The organism is Bacteroides sp. (genome assembly GCF_019417265.1).
In the GTDB taxonomy this organism is placed as follows: Bacteria; Bacteroidota; Bacteroidia; order Bacteroidales; family Bacteroidaceae; genus Phocaeicola.
The window spans coordinates 575-18497 of the sequence record NZ_DXVR01000027.1 but is presented as its reverse complement, the minus strand read 5'-3'; the positions used below and the strand labels follow the sequence as shown (position 1 = coordinate 18497).

11 protein-coding genes are annotated in these 17923 nt (G+C 41.2%); 10 read left to right on the top strand and 1 reads right to left on the bottom strand.

The features are described 5' to 3' along the window. The 5 genes from QZ379_RS05295 to QZ379_RS05275 form a co-directional block, all read left to right on the top strand. Positions 1–263: hypothetical protein (locus QZ379_RS05295; RefSeq protein WP_291559811.1), on the top strand; the 263-nt coding region annotated here is incomplete at its 5' end. A gap of 78 nt (positions 264–341) precedes the next feature. Next, the gene (locus QZ379_RS05290) at positions 342–2720 is read left to right on the top strand and encodes a DUF4955 domain-containing protein (RefSeq protein WP_291559808.1); all 2379 of its coding nucleotides are present in this window, start codon (positions 342–344) and stop codon (positions 2718–2720) included. A gap of 245 nt (positions 2721–2965) precedes the next feature. Then, on the top strand, positions 2966–4762 hold the full coding sequence (locus QZ379_RS05285) for an alpha-L-fucosidase (protein WP_291559805.1): 1797 nt from the start codon (positions 2966–2968) through the stop codon (positions 4760–4762). Then, complete coding sequence (locus tag QZ379_RS05280) at positions 4759–7083, top strand: DUF4955 domain-containing protein (RefSeq protein ID WP_291559802.1); 2325 nt, start codon at positions 4759–4761, stop codon at positions 7081–7083. Before QZ379_RS05285 ends, QZ379_RS05280 begins: the two co-directional genes overlap by 4 nt. Before the next feature lie 17 nt (positions 7084–7100). Next, positions 7101–9518, top strand: coding sequence for a polysaccharide lyase family 8 super-sandwich domain-containing protein (locus tag QZ379_RS05275; RefSeq protein WP_291559799.1), 2418 nt, complete (start codon positions 7101–7103; stop codon positions 9516–9518). A gap of 101 nt (positions 9519–9619) precedes the next feature. On the opposite strand, the gene QZ379_RS05270 is transcribed toward QZ379_RS05275, so the two are convergent. Continuing rightward, on the bottom strand, positions 9620–13708 hold the full coding sequence (locus tag QZ379_RS05270) for a hybrid sensor histidine kinase/response regulator transcription factor (RefSeq protein ID WP_291559792.1): 4089 nt from the start codon (positions 13706–13708) through the stop codon (positions 9620–9622). Between the two features lie 128 nt (positions 13709–13836). Between QZ379_RS05270 and QZ379_RS05265 the strand changes: the two genes are divergently transcribed. The 5 genes from QZ379_RS05265 (at position 13837) to rpsJ (ending at position 17923) form a co-directional block, all read left to right on the top strand. Continuing rightward, entirely contained in the window at positions 13837–14175 is a 339-nt protein-coding gene (locus QZ379_RS05265; protein WP_291559785.1) for a DUF3467 domain-containing protein, read from the top strand. Positions 14176–14358: 183 nt separating this feature from the next. After that, positions 14359–14769 carry a 30S ribosomal protein S12 gene (gene rpsL / locus QZ379_RS05260; RefSeq protein WP_291559776.1) on the top strand — a complete coding sequence of 137 codons (411 nt, stop codon included), beginning with the start codon at positions 14359–14361 and terminating at the stop codon, positions 14767–14769. 147 nt (positions 14770–14916) lie between these two features. Then, positions 14917–15366, top strand: coding sequence for a 30S ribosomal protein S7 (gene rpsG, locus QZ379_RS05255; RefSeq protein WP_291559768.1), 450 nt, complete (start codon positions 14917–14919; stop codon positions 15364–15366). A gap of 32 nt (positions 15367–15398) precedes the next feature. Next, a complete protein-coding gene (fusA, locus tag QZ379_RS05250; RefSeq protein ID WP_291559760.1) occupies positions 15399–17516 on the top strand; it encodes an elongation factor G in 2118 nt (705 codons plus the stop codon). A gap of 101 nt (positions 17517–17617) precedes the next feature. Further along, positions 17618–17923, top strand: a complete 306-nt coding sequence (gene rpsJ / locus QZ379_RS05245; RefSeq protein WP_002558075.1) for a 30S ribosomal protein S10 — start codon at positions 17618–17620, stop codon at positions 17921–17923.

The window sequence follows — 17923 nt, the reverse complement described above, 5'->3', positions numbered from 1 at the left end:
TTATTTTTGCGGCTAATGAGACGAATTATGGTGAAGAAACCGATTTAAGATTCGCTCCAAATATAACAAATTATACTTTTAAATATTTTACTACTGCTGACGGAGCTGGTAAACCAAGTTGGGTACCAGATGCAAATGCGTATAGGTTGGATAAGACTACCGAACCTGTCTTTAATATCCCTGATAATCAAACAGATATGACGACCTTTGGCTTTGCATCATTGATTGATGGATTTGGTTGTAGTAATAGAGATATTGAATAAAAAATTTCCAATGAAAAGAGTACATGGTGGATTTGTTCAAATCGTGTACTCTTTTCTTAAAATCTTAAATCGAAACCTATGCATATAAAACATCTACAATTATTTTTACTATTTATATTTCTTCTTATCTCTTGCAAAGATGAGGTTCAACTCCAGGACGACGGTTTTACGACTACTCCGGAGCAATCTGAAAAGATAAATAAACTTACAGGGGATTATTCGGACAATATAGAGGCATATCGTTTGGCGGTAGATGGAGAGGAGATTATAGACTTTGTAAAAGAAGAGGATGGAAACTATATCTTTCAGCTGAAAAATGGTTCTACACTTAACTCTGTAAACAATAATTCAGAGAATAATGATATCCCATTGTTCGGAATAAATGAATCCGGTTATTGGATATATACTCTCGGAGGACAGACACAAAATCTTAAAGATATGTCAGGAAATGATGCAGCCGCATTATCTTCAACCGGACAGCCTGTCGTGGCTCCGCGTGTCTCTTTGTCTTCAGAGGGAAAATGGCTTGTTTCGTTCAATGGAAATCAATGGAAAAAACTGTCTGATGATGTTTATAAAGAGATAGACAAGAAAGCTGCTGCCGATTTTGCATTGTTTTCCTCATCGGTAATAGACGAAACAGCAGAAACTGTTTCTTTAAAGCCAAGATGTGGAGTGGCAGAATTGAACTTTGAATTAACTTCTTCAAATACTACCCCTGCATGGCGAAAATTCGTAATGAAATCGGAAGACAACCTTTTGCTTGATTTCTCTTATGCCGGATATAAGCATGGAGAAATGGCTCCTCCTGATGGTTTCGCTTTGGGGTATAAGGTGATAAACATAGCCCAAGAGATGACCGTTAGAGGTAAAAGCGCGCGTGAGACTTTCATCGAGGTGTTGAGGGAAAACAGAATGACGGCCAATGATAAAGGTAATCAGAGTAATCCGAATGCAATGGTAGTGCTGTATTTCCCGAAAGGCGATTATGTGCTGCATAATGAGGATGATAACAGAAATAATCCAAATAGTAAAAACAAGAAACTATCAGGCCATAAAGGGATAAAACCATATGATCCGACTGATATTGTAAAGGTGGATAATACTCCTGTTGCATATGGTCTTGACTCAAAAGAAAACAACACTTCGGATTGTATAATCATCACGGCCGGCAATTTCGTAATAAAAGGCGACGGAAGAGGGCAGACACGTATCATAATGAGTACTCCGATGCTGCCGACCAATCCGGCTACATTGTATTCTTCGCCTGACCTATTGCAGATAAAGCATAACAGCAACACAAAGGATATCGGATGTAGCGTGCTGTCGGATGCTCCGAAAGGCTCTTTCAGCGTACAGGTGTCGGCTCCGGACAAGATAAAGATTGGCGACTGGGTTTGTCTGTATCTTCTTAATAACAATACGGAACTTATAGCAAAAGAGCTTTTCCCTCATCAGCGGGAAGAGTATATGGGAAATATGGCTGAAGGTGTGAGGGTAAACGACTATCATCAGGTGATAGGAAAGAATGGTAACACAATAGTATTCAAAGAGCCTATAATGCATGAGGTAGAGGCAAAATGGGGATGGAAAATATATTCATATCCTCATTATGAAAATGTGGGAGTGGAAGATTTGACCTTTGTAGGAAATTGTGTAGATGACTTTAAGCATCACCGCAGTTGGATAGATGATGGCGCATATAAACCTATCAGTTTTACGCGTCTTGCTAATTCGTGGTTGAGGAGAGTCGATTTTGAGAATGTGAGCGAGGCTATGTCGATAACTACCTCTGCAAACTGTTCTGCATATGATGTAAATATAACAGGGTACAGAGGACACTCTGCCATACGCTCGGCCGGTTCATCAAGAATATTTATCGGTGCCGTGACCGACAGGACAGCCGGACCGGCGGTGGGCGATGAAAATAAAAAGATAGATGATGCCGGACAGTATCATGCCTGCGGGGTGTCGAAACCAAGTATGGGAGCTGTGATATGGAATGTCCACTGGGGTACGGACGGATGCTTTGAGGCTCATGCTACCCAGCCACGTGCCACTCTGATAGACAATTGCCACGGCGGATTTATGCAGTCAAGGCAGGGAGGAGACTCAGACCAGGTGCCAAACCATCTTGCAGACCTGACTATATGGAATATGAACGTGGAACAGGTTGGTCCTCTTTCAAATAAAGGTGACGCTCCGGCAGACGGCAAGTTCGACTGGTGGAGATATGGTAGCGAAAGTAGTCAGCGTGTGGCTAACAACTGGAAATTCCTTCCGCCTGTAGTGGTAGGTATCCATGGCATGAAGGTGGATTTCGTGCAGGATGAGAAACAGATAAAATTAGACGAAAGCAACGGTACCAAGGTTCAGCCGGAATCATTATATGAGGCTCAGCTTAAGCTAAGGCTTGGATATGTGCCGGCATGGCTGCTGGAACTGAAAGGGAAATAAACGGTTGGTGAACGCTTGGTGAACGGTCAATGAACGGCCGGTGAACTCTATTTGAAGATATTTTTACTGCTTTCATTTGGTGTTCATTTAGCGTTCATTCCGCGTTCGCCGGTTTTTCTAAAAACCATTTAAATGGTATTTAAACGATGTTTAAACTTTATTTAAACACTATTTATTCTGAAGAAAAATAAAGATATGAGAAAGAATGTATTATTGTATGTTATAATTAAAGTTTTTTTATTATTATGGAGTTAAAAAGGGTTTTGTCGTATTTATTGTTGTGCGTAACATTGTTAAGTGCTAACGCTAAATCGACCGCTGATATGGAATGGTGGCGTGAAGCTCGTTTTGGAATGTTTATTCATTGGGGATTGTATTCGGTAGCTGCCGGTGAATGGAACGGTAAACAAATAGACGGGATAGGTGAATGGATACAGAATTTTGGAAAGATATCCAACAAGGATTATGAAAAATTGGCAAAGGATTTCACAATGGCATCATATAATCCTGAAAGTTGGGTTAAGATGGCTAAGAATGCCGGTGCCAAGTATATTGTATTTACTACCAAGCATCATGAAGGTTTTTGTCTTTATCCAAGTGATTATTCTGATTTTGACATTGAGATGACTCCGTATAAAGGAGATCCTTTGAAAGAATTGATTGATGCTTGTAGAAAATATGATATAAAGGTAGGATTATATTATTCACACCGTCAGGACTGGCGTGAAGAAGATGCTGCTGTTATGAAGAATGAGTATGATGGGCATTATGGTAAACCTAAATCTGCCGTTAAGCCTAATTTGGATAGATATATTCAGGATAAGGCTATACCACAGATGAAGGAATTGCTGACCGGATATGGTAAGATTGATGTGCTATGGTATGATACTCCTTTTGATTTGACTAAGGAACAGAGTCAGATGTTTGTTGATATAGTTAGAAAACTTCAGCCGGAGTGTGTAATCAACGGTAGAGTTGGGTATGGTCTGGGTGATTATGGCGCATTGGGAGATAACGAAATGCCATTTGCCGGTGCTGCTAAAGACCTGGAAATGGTAGCTACTATGAATCATACATGGGGTTACAAGAAACAGGATAATGACTGGAAATCAGCAAGAGATATCTTATGCTCTTTAATAGAATGTGCAAGTCGTGGAGTAAATTATATGATTAATATAGGCCCTAAGGCAGATGGTACAGTTCCACAACCAAGTGTTGATATAATGAACTATATTGGAAAATGGATGTCGAAGAATTCTGAGGCTGTTTATGGTACTACGAGTAACCCGTTTAATGACAATTTCCCTTGGGGATATGTTACAAGGAAGGGTAATTCTATTTATTTGCACTTGTTGCGTGAACCTAAGAACAGAGAAATTGCGTTGAAAGGAATGCTTTCGGTCGTTGATAATGCTTATATCCTTTCAAACGGTAAGGAAGTATCTGTCTCAAATGGAGAGGTTTGTAAGTTGTCTGTTCCGTCAGGATTGGATTATGAAGAAATCCCTGTTGTAAAAGTAGAGTGTGAATGGCCTGCAAGATTTAATGATGAATGCTATATGAATGAGAATGTTATTAGTATTCCTGTAGCATCAGGTAAGATTATTCCGGGAAAGGATGGTGCTCTTAAAATAGCAGAAGGATGTAATACATCTGATTTTAATAATAAGACAGGAGCTTTAAAACTTGGATTTATTGTTGAAGAGCCGGGAGAATATATAGTAAGAGTGCATACAAACAGGCATTGGAGACGTAGTTTTGCTAAAGGTATGCGTGTAACGTTAAAAGTTGATGATAATAAGGCTTTTGAAAATGTAGAACTGAAACAGGACTTTGAATATGACAATGTTCGTCGTAATTCATATCCGGAATCATACAGCGATTTGGGAACGGTAACTTTTGATAAGTGTGGACTGAAGAGTATGACGCTGTCTGTTGATACAGTAGGTACTTTCAGTAAGTTTGGCTTCTTTGGTGAGGATATTCAGAATGAAAGTGACAATAATATCCGTTTTAATAAAATAGAATTGATAAAGAAATGATTTCTCGTGAAATTACTTTATTTGGTAAGATATTGTTAATATCTTTTTGTTGCGCCCTTTTGTCTTGCAAGGATAAAGAAACTGTAACAAATCCTGATGGTAGTGGAGAAGGTATAGTAAATCCGAAGAATGAAATTGAGAGGAATATCGTAGGATTGAACAAAGACCTCGTTTTGATGAAGAAGATGTATAATGGAGAGGTTAAGGTCTTATTTTGTCTGACTCAGACAGGTGGAGGTATGACTATCGGACTGGAAGATAAGACTTCTTTCATCGTATATGCAGACGCGGAGGCAGCAGACAAGAAAACTATTCCAATAGTAGGTATTGATGAAGAAGGATACTGGGTGTATAAATTCAATGGCAAGACTGCGTACCTTACTCCAAAAGGTCAGGACAGAGTTAAAGCTGTTGGTAATGATGCACAGGTGCCTGAATTGAGGATTAATGACAAAAAATCATGGGAAGTATCATTCGGTGATGGGAACTGGTATAAGATAGGTGATGAGGCTTTGGGAAAGGTGGACGGAGCATTGCCGGCTGCATTTTCGCCTTATGCTTCGGCATCGTGGAACGAGAATGAGAAGATTCTGACCATCGATATGAAGACGGGAAGGAAAGGTGACAGGTTCGAAGTGAAAGGTCTGCCCACGACTGATGCATGGAACAAGTTTGTAAACAAGACTCCGGACAATGTGCTGCTGGATTTCTCGTATGCGGGATATATGCATGGCGAAGTTGCGCCGCCGGAGATGGCTTCGTTGATTTCGAAAGGATATAAAAAAATCAATGTAGCCGACGAGATGAAGAAAAGGGGGCTGAATGCAAGAAAGACTTTCATCGCGCTGCTTCAGGAGAACAATATGAATGTTATGAATGGAAAAAACCAGTCTAACTCTAATGCCAAGATTGTGTTCTATTTCCCTGAAGGAGATTATGTGTTGCACGACTTGAGCGACAATTATATAAATACTAATCCGAATTATAAGAACAATACGTTCAAGGATGTGAACGGCAATAATGCGAGTGCGCCTATAGTAATTCATGGTGGTAACTTTGTAATTAAAGGCGACGGACGTGGCAAGACGCGTCTGATTATGGACTCGCCAAACTTGCCGAGTGACGAGAACAAGATGTATTCATCGCCCGACCTGATTCATGTGAAAAGCGAATCTTTCCTTGGGGATTTTGGTGTAGGAAATTCTAAATATTCGATCAATGTTACGGGTAATGCGGCAAAGGGCTCTTTCAGCGTGGAGGTGTCTCAAACAACAGGAATACATTCAGGCGACTGGGTTTGTCTTTTCCTTGAAAACAAATCGCCGGAGGTTATAGCGGAGGAGCTGCATCCGTATGCCGTAGAGCCATATATGTCGGATATCCTTGAAGGAATAACGGTCAACGATTTCCATCAGGTGAAGGAAGTGAATGGCAACATCGTGACGTTCTGCGAGCCTATCATGCATGAAGTGAAGAAGGAATGGAAATGGCAGATTAAGAAATATTCGCATTATGAGAATGTGGGAGTGGAGGACTTGACATTCGTAGGCCATGCAAAGAAGAATTTCGGACATCATGCGAGCTGGGACGATGATGGAGCTTATAAGCCTATCAACTTTTCGCGGGTGGTCAACTCGTGGATGAGAAGGGTTGATTTTGAGAGCGTGAGTGAAGCGTTTACGATTTCGCAAAGTGCGAATGTATCGGCATATGATATCAATATCACAGGCAACAGGGGCCATGCAGCCATAAGGTCGGCCGGCTCGTCGAGGGTATTTATCGGAAAGGTGACAGATACCACCGACGGACCGACGGTGGACGACAGGATTCATATGGACGGAGCCGGACAGTATCATGCCTGCGGTGTGTCAAAACCGAGTATGGGGGCCGTGATATGGAAGGTGCAGTGGGGTGCTGACGCTTGTTTTGAATCGCACGCCACACAGCCGAGGGCTACGTTGGTGGATAATTGCATTGGCGGATTCATGCAGTCGCGCCAGGGTGGCGACACTAACCAGGTGCCTAACCACTTGGGCGACCTGACACTATGGAACCTCTGTGCCATAAGAACTGCAGCCATGACAAACAAGGGAACGAAACCTGCCAATGGCGAGTTTGACTGGTGGAGGATTGGCGGTAACAACTGGAAATTCCTTCCGCCTGTAATTGTTGGTTTTCACGGAATTACTATTAACTTTGTGCAGAACCAGGTGAAACTTGACGAAAGCCATGGTATGCCGGTAGAACCACAGTCGCTCTACGAAGCGCAGCTTAAGCACAGACTGGGTCACGTTCCGGCATGGCTGCTGGAATTGAAATAATTTTAAAACTTAATATCATGAATCTGAAAAGAAACTTAGGCTTTTTATTATTGATGGGGATGGTATCTCCTAATCTCCATGCGTCGGGGATTATGACGGCGGACGTGGAGAATGTGCAGACTGTAAACCAGAATGCGGACGAACAGAAACTGAAAGAGTTGCAGGAACTCAGGAAAAAATACAAACTCCAACAGCCGAAGGCTTCGGAAAACGAACTGAAGTCTGCACAGATGTCGCTCAAAATGCTCATGCTGGACAGAAAGGGTGAATATGAGGTGACAGGTGCCGACCTGTGGGGCGACAAGGTGACATTGCAGCATCTGAGGGATGTGGCCAAGAACGTAAGGGTACTTTCGTATGGCGCACTGAAATATGGAAAGTCGGGAAAGGCCGACCTCGACCTCTATCTGGATTATCTGTTTACTCACGGATTTTTCCTGAGGATGCCGAAATTGGTGTATAGCAATTATACGGATGTAAGGACCGTCCCTGCAAACCTGTTGAGCGCACTTACTGTATGTGACGATATGAGAAAACTGAAAATGATTGCAGCAGTGCAGAAGCTTTTGGAAGTGGATGTGATACGCAAGGGAGACAAGGCTATCATGGAGTGGATTAGTTCGGACTATATATTCAATATCTTGCCGTACCTTTTTAATATGGCGATAGCAAATCCCGACAATCAGCTTGCAATACAGGATTTAAATCTATTGTCAGGGTTCTTGAGGGTTTGCACAAGATATAATGCCGGAGGTCGAGATATTCTTAAACCGGACGGTACGGGATTCCACCACAAGACTCATTATAACGGATATATGTACTCATATAAGACGTGGGTGGGGTATTTCAATCGTTTTAAGGGAACTTCCTTCAGAATTGACCCGAAATCATATGAAAGACTGAAGAAAGCTGTAGTAACTATTTACCTTACTGCAGTGCGTAGCGAAGATGACAAGGGCAGGATTAATGCCAACAGCATGGCGGGACGTCATCCTTTCTATGGCCTGGAAATACCATTTACACAGGACTTGTTCGAGCAGTTGATATCTATCGGAGGAGATGCCATGGGAACTGGCATTGACAAGGAACTGGCTGCATATTACAACTATTTCTATAAGACAAATAAATACGATGTTCCGGCTATTGATGTCAATGGGTTTTATCAGTTGAACTATAGCCCTGCAGGTATCTATCGTCAGCCGGGATGGATAGCTGTAATGAGGAGTCCGACTACAAAGTTCTGGGGTGGTGAAATCTATAACAAGACCAACAGATTCGGAAGATACCAGAGTCATGGGACACTGGAAATCATTTATGACGGAGGACTTGAACCTACCGGTTATCCTGCAAACAAAGATAACAAGGGAGCTGGATGGGACTGGAACATGATGCCGGGAAGTACGACTGTACATTATACGGACTGGAAGGAGATGATGCCTGGCAAGAGCGATAAAGACCGCTTCGACCAGTGGGCAAAGACTTCTAACTTTGCCGGAGCTGTCTCAATGAAGCAATACGGTTTGTTTGCTGCGGCTTTCGACCAGGGCGACCACTGGGGCAGCCAGAGGTTTACACCAACCAACCTTACTTTCTGCAAATCGGTATTGGCTATTGATGGTATGTTGTTCAGTATAGGTAACGGCATTTCGGCCAAGGGTGAATATGCGGACAATATGATTACTGCTACCAATTTGTTCCAGTCTATCGTTTCGGGTAATTATAACAAGCTCGTGGTGGATGGCAAGTCTATAAGCAAGGGTAACAAACTGACCATTGCAAAGGACAAGGCTGTAAGTATAATCAACCCCGTTTCTACGGGATTTTATGTGCCGGCAGGACATGATGAAATTACTATAGTGTATGACAGCCAAGCGTCCCCGTCATCGGTAGGGCTGTCCGGAAAAACTGCAACGGAAGTGGCAGCAAAGGCATATATCAACCATGGGGTGAAACCGGAAAAGAAATCTTATTCGTTTGTGGTAGTTCCTGCTGCTGATGAAGCTGAAATGAAGGAAGTTGCTGATAGGCAGACAAAGGGTGAGTTGTTCAGTATAGTAGAAATGCAGGATTCTCTTCATATAATAAAGTACGCTCCTAAGAATGTTCTGGCTTATTCTTTCTTTACTCCGGCAAAAGGTCTTAGTGTAGGTGAAGTGGTTTCATCGGCAACAGAATTGCTGCTGATAGAAGAAAAAGATGCTGATGGTAATTTGTCTTTGGCTATTTCTAATCCTAACTTGAGGCCCAAAATGCTAGAAAATAAGAACTGGAGAGAAACTCCTACTCCGGCATTCATAGAGTTGAAGGGTGTATGGCAGACCGAAGGTAATATACCCGGTGTTTTCTTGAAAACAATGGAAAACGGTAATACTGAGGTGTCTTGTCTGCTGAGGAACGGAATGCCGGTGTATGTTAATCTGAAGAAGGTGAAATAGACAGTTTATTAATTCACATGCAGTGAACGCCCGGTGAACGCGTACTGAATATTTTGTTCATTTGCTGTTCACCGGGCGTTCTTTTGCCGTTCACTGAGCGGTTACTCTGCCGGCTGCTGTTCTTCTGTCTTGTCTTTCCTGTATGACAGAGGGCTTATGTTGTACAAATCCTTGAAGCATTTTGAGAAGTATCTTGCTGAACTGAAACCTAATTTTTCGGCTATCTCTGTAATGTTCAGTTCTGGATTGTTACACAGCAGGTGTGCTCCTCTTTTCAGACGTATGCTTGTGATGAAATCGTTTGGTGTCTGTCCTGTTATGGCTTTTATCTTGGCAAAAAGGTTTGTTCTGGCCATTCCCATTTCGCGGGCAAAGGTGTTCATGTTGAACTCGGCATTTCCTATGTTCTCTTCTATTATGGAGATGGCTTTGTCGAGTATCTCTTTGTCAAACTTGTTTGTTGCCAACATCCGGGCGTTGGTTTCAGGACGGTGACTGAACTTTTCCTGAAGCAGGATTCTGGAGTTTACAAGATTGTTGCATCTTGATATCAGCAGACGGGCATTGAACGGTTTTGTGATGTAGTCGTCTGCGCCTGTCTGGAAGCCTTCAATATATTGTTCTACTGCTGTCTGTGCAGTGAGAAGTATTACCGGGATATGACTCGTGGCAGGGTTGGTCTTTAGCTTTCTGCATAGTTCTTTCCCGTCCATACCGGGCATCATTACATCGGTAATGACGATGTCTGGCATTATTTCTTCGATTTTGCTTAATGCGCTTTCTGCATCAGGCATATCGTGTATTATGTAGAAGGGACTCAGAATCTCACGGATAATGTTTCGGATTTCTGTATTGTCTTCTACTATCATCATGTTAGGTTTGTCTGATATATTCTCTTCGAAAGGTACATCCTCTTCTTCGGTTGTCTGCGACTCGTGTGCGTCTTTTAGTGTTATTGGCTTCTTATCGTTCAACAGAGTCGGACTTTCTTCCTGACTGATTGATGGACCTTTTTCAGCTTCAGAGTATAGTTCATCTCCCAATGGGAGTGTGAACGTAAATGTTGAACCTTCGTTTATTTTACTGTTTACACTTATTTCGCCGTGGTGCATTTTGACTATGCTTTTTACCAGTGCAAGTCCGATACCGGAGCCGCTTATACCATTTGCTGCATTGACGGAGTTGTCAGACTGGTAGAAAATATCGAAAATTTTTGTGAGGTCCTTTTCAGGTATTCCTTTGCCATTGTCGGCTATAGAAATACTTACTTTGTTTATGTCTTTGCTTACATTTATTGATATCTTGCCTCCCTTGGGGGTGTATTTAATGGCATTAAACAGCAGATTGTTTATGACTTTCTGGATTTGTTTGGAGTCGTACCACATTTCTATGTCATTATGACTGGAGGTGAATTCCAGACTGATGGATTCACGTGAGGCGTAGTCGCTGAAAAGCAGGTAGTTTTCTTTAAGGAAACTTACTATATTGCCATAGGTTACATGTAGCTTGAGATGGCCGAGCTCGTGCTTGCGGTAGTCAAGGAGTTCGGTTATCAGTTCGCGTAGCTGCATACAGCTGTGATACATGGAAGATAGTTTGGAGTATGTCTGCTGGTTAAGTTTATGGTTTTGTATCAGTGTTTCTATTTGTGAAATGATAAGTGTCAATGGTGTGCGGAATTCATGGGATATATTGGTAAAGAGTTTCAATTGTGCCTGGTTCTCTTTCTTTATGTTTTCTGCATGTTGTTGTTCAAACTTTAATGATTCTGACAGACGCAGACGGGCTATGTATATGCTTATCAGATACCATATAACGGCAATTGCTGTCACAATGTATAGTACGAAGGCCAATGGGGTCTGGTAGAATGGGGCTTTTACCTTTATGCTCAGTTTTAATGGTTTGCATACGGATTCATCAACTCCTTCCGGTTTTACAATCAGTGTGTAGTCGCCCGGATGAAGATTGGTATATGTAATCTCGTTTGAATTTCTTGTGTCGGTCCAGTGTTCTGAAAGTCCGTCTAATTTATATATGATATTGTTCCTGTTTTCCGGAATGAAATTTGTGACGGCAAATTCCAGGCACAGCATGTTCTGCTTGTGACTGAGTGTAATATTGTCTGTATATTCTATAGACTTGTTTAGAATTCTGCTACTGTCGTTTACGTTTATATATTGACCGTTGACTAATAATCCTGTAGGTATGATACTGTATGGTTTGGGCTTTCTTTCTAAATCATCTTCAAAAAACGATACCATATTATGAATACCACCAAGGAATATTTCGCCATCTTTGGCTATATATAATGCATTCTCGTTTATGTCATCAATAGGAAATCCTGTTTTAGAGTTGTAATTATGGAATATTTTATCTGTTGGATTGAAAATTGAGAATCCGTCTGTGGTTATGAGTAGAAGGTTGCCGCTTAACGGTGATTCTGCAGTCTGATAGATACAGTCGTTGCCAAGCTTGTTGCTCTTCTTATCATAGTTTATGAAGCTGTCTGTGGAAGGGACGTATAGGTCAAGTCCGCTACCGGAAGTTGAAAACCAAACGTTGCCTTTGCTGTCTTTGGTTATGTCGTTGATGTTGTTATTGCTGATAGAGCCTGTGTAATTCGGGTCATGACGATAGTTTTTGACTCTTCCAGTCTTTATATTATATACATAGGCTCCTTCACCTGTAGCTGCTATCCACAGGTCGCCGTAATTGTCAAATGTAATGTCTGCAACCATCCCTATTTTCTTGTTCCCTGGAAGGTTATTCAGTAGCTGTCTGCATTTGCCATTCTCTTTAGAAAAGAGGCATATACCGTTTTGTGTGGCTATGACAAGTGTGTCAGAGGTATATTCTTCTATATCTCTGATAATGTCAGACGGTAGGGTAAAGGTGTCTCCCTGTTCAGACTTATAGATTGTTATTTTATTTTTAGCGATGTCATACCTGTTTAGGCCTCCGGTGTGTGTGCCTATCCAAAGTGTGTTCTTGGGCTCATCAAAGAATAATGCTTTGATATTGTTGTGAGATAAGGTGTTGGCTTGTCCTGGTTTGTTAATAAGCCATTTGAAAGTATTTGTTGACCTTTCTAAATAGTTCACTCCTCCACCTTCAGTGGCTATCCATAGGTTGCCTTTATTGTCTTCTGCCATTCGTCCTACGATTGGACTGCTTAGACCTTGATTTTCCTTTGTTGAAAATTCGTAGCGGTTGTAGATGGAATATTCGGGATTAATATAATTTACTCCTCCGAAATATGTTCCTATCCATAATGTACCTTGTTTGTCTTTTTCGATACACCAGACGGAAGAATGCGACAAACCTGAATTACCGGAAGAATAGTGTATGAATTTTCCACATGATTTATCGTATTTGTCCAAACCGTTGAATGTTCCTAACCATATATTGCCTTCGTCATCCTGGCAAATAGCCCTGACGAAATTTGATGAAACTGTCGTCCCATTATTATTGTTGTCTGACTTGTAATTCTTTATATCCCCGTGTTTAGATATTTCATAAACTCCATCTTCCCAGCTGCCTGCCCATAACGACTCTGTATTGTCTATATATAATTGTGTGATGTTGCCACTGGGTATAATATGTATGTATTGTTGGTTGGCAATGTCATATTTATAAATGCCTTCCGTTGTTCCGAACCATGGGCAGCCAGAAGTGTCGAATATCATTGAATTGATGATGGCCGCATCAGATGGTAGTGTATATTCTGCATCAATTGATAATGTTTTTTCATTGTAGCCGTAAACAGTATTCTTTTTACTGATATAAAGTTTGTCATGGTAATAGATGCAGTCTGCTTTTCCTTTGTGAATCTCACTGAATTTACGTGTAATCTTGTTGAACTCGCTTACTCCGTCTGTGCTCAATATGAAAATCTTACCGTCCTTATTGCCGGAAACTTTTAGGATTAAGTTGGACGGAAGGCTGAAAGGATTGTCTTTTTGACTTTTGAAAGTGTGAATTTTATTGCCATCGTACACGTTAAGGCCTACTCGTGTTCCTATCCATAGCATTCCGTGCTCATCTATATAGAGGTCGTTGATTGATAATTGTGACAGACCGTCATCTGTTGAAAGATGATTGAAAATAGTACTTTTTGTAGCTGAATTTAAGAAACAGCAAAGAAATGATATATGAAACAGAATTGTAAATATGATAGTGAACTTTCTCATAGGCATTGTCTTATTTGGCAAAAATAACGATTTTTTTTCTGAATAAAGGTATAACTTTTACACTCTTTTCTTGTATGGCATTCGAATTTGTGATACATTTGTGCTATGTATTTAAAATTATAATTATCATGGAAAACGAAAACAAAAATAACCAGTTGCAAATTGAACTTAAGGAAGAAGTAGCGAAAGGAACATATGCTAACCTTGCAATAATCACTCATTCAACTTCGGAATTTATTATTGACTTTGTGTCTGTATTACCGGGACTGCCGAAGGCCGGAGTACAGTCGAGAATAGTGATGACACCTGAGAATGCTAAAAGGCTTATGTTTGCATTGCAGGATAATCTTGTGAAATATGAAAGGAACTTTGGAACAGTAAAAATGCCGGAAGAACGTAATCTTCAGAATGAAAAAGGTGGAAAAACATTTGTTCCGCCATTGAGCGATTTTAAAGGAGAAGCTTAAAAATACATAAAAAATATTTATTTCGGCCCAATTTGCGCAGTTTGACGCAGGTTGGGCCTTTTTTATTTTGAAAAGTGTTTGTGTATTAAAAACTTATTCGTACCTTTGCAACCCGAAATATGTAGTTTCGCTTTAGGATTGGAATTTGAATAAACAATAATATAAATTTAAAAATCAAACAAAATGCCTACTATTCAACAATTAGTAAGAAAAGGAAGAACGGTTTTGGTTGAGAAGAGTAAATCACCGGCACTTGACTCTTGTCCTCAGAGACGTGGTGTTTGTGTTCGTGTTTACACTACAACTCCTAAAAAACCTAACTCAGCAATGCGTAAAGTTGCTCGTGTGCGTCTGACAAACTCTAAGGAAGTTAACTCTTACATCCCGGGAGAAGGACACAACTTGCAGGAACACTCAATCGTATTGGTACGTGGTGGTCGTGTGAAAGACCTTCCGGGTGTGCGTTATCATATCGTTCGCGGTACTTTGGATACTGCAGGTGTGGCAGGTCGTACACAGAGACGTTCAAAATATGGTGCTAAGCGTCCAAAACCAGGACAGGCTCCGGCAGCAGCTAAGGGTAAGAAAAAATAATTAGCTGAGTACAATCCTTTTAAGTAAAGACTTTATTAATTTCGTTTTGGTTTGTTGGAAAAGCTTTAAGGTTGAGTAAATATCTCAGAGGAGATGTTGAAGCAAACAGAGGTGCAGCCCCAAACTAAACATAATTTGTCAAACAAAATGAGAAAAGCAAAACCAAAAAAACGTGTGATCCTTCCGGATCCATTCGTAAACCATCTGATGTATGATGGAAAGAAGAATACTTCTTACGAAATCTTTTACGGTGCACTTAACGTAGTTGGTACTAAGTTGCCTGCAGAAGAAACTTCTGCTCTTGAAGTGTGGAAAAAAGCTCTTGAAAATGTAACTCCACAGCTTGAAGTTAAATCTCGTCGTATCGGTGGTGCAACATTCCAGGTTCCTACTGAAATCCGTCCTGATCGTAAAGAATCTATCTCAATGAAGAACTTGATTTTATTTGCTCGTAAGCGTGGCGGTAAGAGTATGGCTGATAAATTGGCTGCTGAAATCCTTGACGCTTATAATGAACAGGGTGGTGCTTTCAAACGTAAGGAAGATATGCATCGTATGGCTGAAGCTAACCGTGCTTTCGCACATTTCAGATTTTAATCAAGTAATAATTTAATAACTAAAGATTTAAAATGGCTAAACAGGATTTGCACTTGACCCGTAATATCGGTATCATGGCTCACATCGATGCCGGTAAAACTACGACTTCGGAACGTATCTTGTTCTACACTGGTCTGACTCACAAAATTGGTGAGGTTCACGATGGTGCTGCAACAATGGACTGGATGGAGCAGGAGCAGGAACGTGGTATCACTATCACATCTGCAGCTACTACTACTCGTTGGAAATATGCGGGTAATACTTATAAAATTAACTTGATTGATACTCCGGGACACGTTGACTTTACAGCTGAGGTAGAACGCTCTTTGCGTGTGCTTGACGGTGCAGTTGCTGCATATTGTGCTGTAGGCGGTGTAGAACCACAGTCTGAAACTGTATGGCGTCAGGCTGACAAGTATAATGTTCCACGTATCGGTTATGTAAATAAAATGGACCGTTCTGGTGCTGACTTCTTCGAAGTTGTTCGCCAGATGAAAGATGTTCTTGGAGCTAACCCTTGTCCGGTTGTTATTCCAATCGGTGCAGAAGAAAACTTCAAAGGTGTAGTTGACCTTATCAAAATGAAGGCTATAGTATGGCACGATGAGACAATGGGTGCAGACTACGATGTAGAGGAAATCCCTACTAACCTTGTAGATGAAGCTCAGGAATGGAGAGATAAGATGCTTGAAAAAGTAGCTGAGTTTGACGAGGCTCTTATGGAGAAATATTTCGACGATCCTTCTACTATTACTGAAGAAGAAATCTTGCGCGCTCTTCGTGCTGGTACATTGAAGATGGATATCGTTCCTATGTTCTGTGGTTCTTCATTCAAGAATAAGGGTGTTCAGACTCTTCTTGACTATGTGTGTGCTTTCTTGCCTTCTCCGCTTGATACTCCAAACATCATCGGTACAAACCCAAGCACAGGTGCTGAAGAAGACCGTAAACCAGATGAAGATGAAAAGACTTCTGCTCTTGCGTTCAAGATCGCAACTGACCCTTATGTTGGTCGTTTGACTTTCTTCCGTGTTTACTCTGGTAAGGTTGAAGCTGGATCTTATATCTACAACTCTCGCTCTGGTAAGAAAGAACGTGTTTCACGTTTGTTCCAGATGCACTCAAACAAACAGAACCCTGTTGAGGTGATTGGCGCGGGTGATATAGGTGCCGGAGTTGGTTTCAAGGATATCCGTACAGGTGATACTCTTTGCGATGAAACAGCTCCAATCGTTCTTGAATCTATGGACTTCCCAGAACCTGTTATCGGTATCGCAGTTGAGCCTAAGACTCAGAAAGACCTTGATAAACTTTCTAACGGTTTGGCTAAGCTTGCAGAAGAAGACCCAACATTTACTGTAAGAACTGACGAACAGACAGGTCAGACAGTTATCTCTGGTATGGGTGAGCTTCACTTGGATATCATTATCGACCGTTTGAAACGTGAGTTCAAGGTTGAATGTAACCAGGGACGTCCTCAGGTTAACTACAAGGAAGCTATTACTAAGACAGTAGAACTTCGTGAAGTTTACAAGAAACAGTCAGGTGGTCGTGGTAAGTTTGCTGATATCATCGTAACTATCGGCCCAGTTGACGAAGATTACAAAGAAGGTGGACTTCAGTTCATCGATGAGGTTAAAGGTGGTAACGTGCCAAAGGAATTTATCCCTTCAGTACAGAAAGGTTTCCAGACTGCAATGAAGAATGGTGTGTTGGCTGGCTTCCCTCTCGATTCATTGAAGGTTGTCTTGAAGGATGGTTCTTTCCACCCGGTAGACTCTGACCAGTTGTCTTTCGAAATCTGTGCTATTCAGGCTTACAAGAATGCTTGCGCTAAGGCAGGTCCTGTTCTTATGGAACCTATCATGAAGCTTGAAGTTGTTACTCCGGAAGAAAACATGGGTGATGTAATCGGTGACTTGAACAAACGTCGTGGACAGGTTGAAGGTATGGAGTCAAGCCGTTCAGGTGCTCGTATCGTTAAAGCAATGGTTCCATTGGCAGAAATGTTCGGTTATGTAACAGCATTGCGTACAATCACTTCAGGTCGTGCTACTTCTTCAATGACTTATGATCATCATGCACAGGTTTCTAGCTCAATCGCTAAGACTGTTCTTGAAGAAGTTAAAGGTCGAGTTGATCTGGTTTAATCAATAAAAATATCTTGAAGCCTATGAGGGCTAGCGAATGACTCTTAGCCCTCATGCTTCATCTTATCATAAATAACTAATTAATAATTTAAAACTTAACAATGAGTCAGAAAATCAGAATTAAACTGAAATCTTACGATCACAACTTGGTAGACAAGTCTGCTGAAAAAATTGTAAGAACTGTGAAGGCTACAGGTGCTATCGTTAGTGGTCCAATTCCATTGCCAACACACAAAAGAATATTTACTGTAAACCGTTCGACTTTCGTAAACAAGAAGTCACGTGAACAGTTCGAATTGTCTTCTTATAAGAGACTTATCGACATCTATAGCTCAACTGCAAAAACTGTTGACGCTTTGATGAAATTGGAATTACCAAGTGGAGTAGAAGTAGAAATTAAAGTTTAA